1 protein-coding gene is annotated in these 1,318 nt (G+C 70.0%); it reads right to left on the reverse strand.

Annotation, left to right across the window (positions count from 1 at the left end; translation table 11 throughout):
* A partial coding sequence (locus AC1DUQ_RS21795) for a glycoside hydrolase family 48 protein (RefSeq protein WP_477074643.1) occupies positions 1–880 on the reverse strand: 880 nt, incomplete at its 3' end.
* Positions 881–1,318: the final 438 nt, after the last annotated feature.

Consider the following 1,318-nt stretch of genomic DNA (forward strand, 5'->3'; position numbering starts at 1 on the left):
GCGCCTGCTTGCCCTGCGCGGTCGCCCACTGGTTGGCCCAGTAGACGGCCTCGATCGCACGCGCGTCGGCGTCGGGGGCGTTGGTGTACTTCCACTGCTTGGCGTACGAGGCGTCCTTGGTGAACAGGTCCAGGTAGCCGTTCGTGCCGCCGTACTTGAACTCCTCGCACGACGGCTGCGGGACGGTCTCCCAGACCGACTCCTGCGGGCCGCGCTGGAAGGTGTTGATGTAGGAGGTGCCGGTGGCTGTCGGGCCGAGCTCGCAGCCCGCCCCCGGCGTGGCGCCGAACCCGTACTTGTTGTCGACGTCTGCGAGCCAGTGCATGCCGTACACGTCGGAGTTGCCGTAGGTGGCCTTCAGCTCCGCGCCGATCRGGTCCTTGCCCGACGTCACGCCGCTGTTCAGCTGCGACGGGTAGCTGCTCGGGTGGTTGAACTCCGAGGCGTACGTCGCCGGGCTGTTCGGGTTGTAGAACGAGTTGGTGGGCTGGTCCGCGCTCGTCGGGATCATGTACTTCTCGAGCGTGTCCCACGAGTGGTTGAACGGAGCCCAGTCCTCGGTGACCTGGCCGTACAGCGCCTCGAGCCAGACCCAGTAGGAGTACGCCTCCGACGTCGTCTCGTGCCCGTAGTCGGGCGCCTCGACGATGAGGGTCTCGACGGAGTGGTACGGGATGCCCTGCGCGCTGAAGTACCCGTTGGCCGGGTCCTTGAGCTTGTCGTACATGGTGAGGAACCGCTGGGTGTACTCGCCGTCGGCCACGGCGGCCTTGACGGGCGCAGCGGCCGGCACCGAGACGGTGGCCGGGCCGGCGGCCATGGCGGGCTGGATCCCGCAGATGGCCAGCAGCGATGCTGCGCTCAGGGTGGCCGTGGCCACCCAGGCAGCTCGCCGTCGGGTCGATGAGGACATCTACTCGTACCTTTCTGGCTGTCGGGCGCGCCCCCGCGTCGTCGCGGGTACGCCCCGCGCCCCGCACGCAGGCGCGCGTGGGCGGTGACGGAGGTGCACGGAGGAACTGGCCGACGGTGCCGGGACGGCCCGCAACGGTGCGGGCCTCCGGGCAGACGGCGGCCGGGTCGGCGCCCACTTTCCGGCGGTGCACAGCCAGCGTCCAGACTCCTAAACGATTCGAGTGGGAGCGCGACCACATGGTCCTCACGACCACCGGAAGAAGCGCGCCGCCACCGGCACCCCGACGGCCGTCCAGGCGGCCATGACCAGCAGCGACGCGGTGGGGAACGGCTGGCCGTACCAGGCCGGGGCGAGCGCCTCGCTGCCGGCACCGAGAGGCGTGTAGCCGGCGATCGTCTGGAT

This window comes from Cellulomonas sp. P4_B5_2, assembly GCF_056402235.1.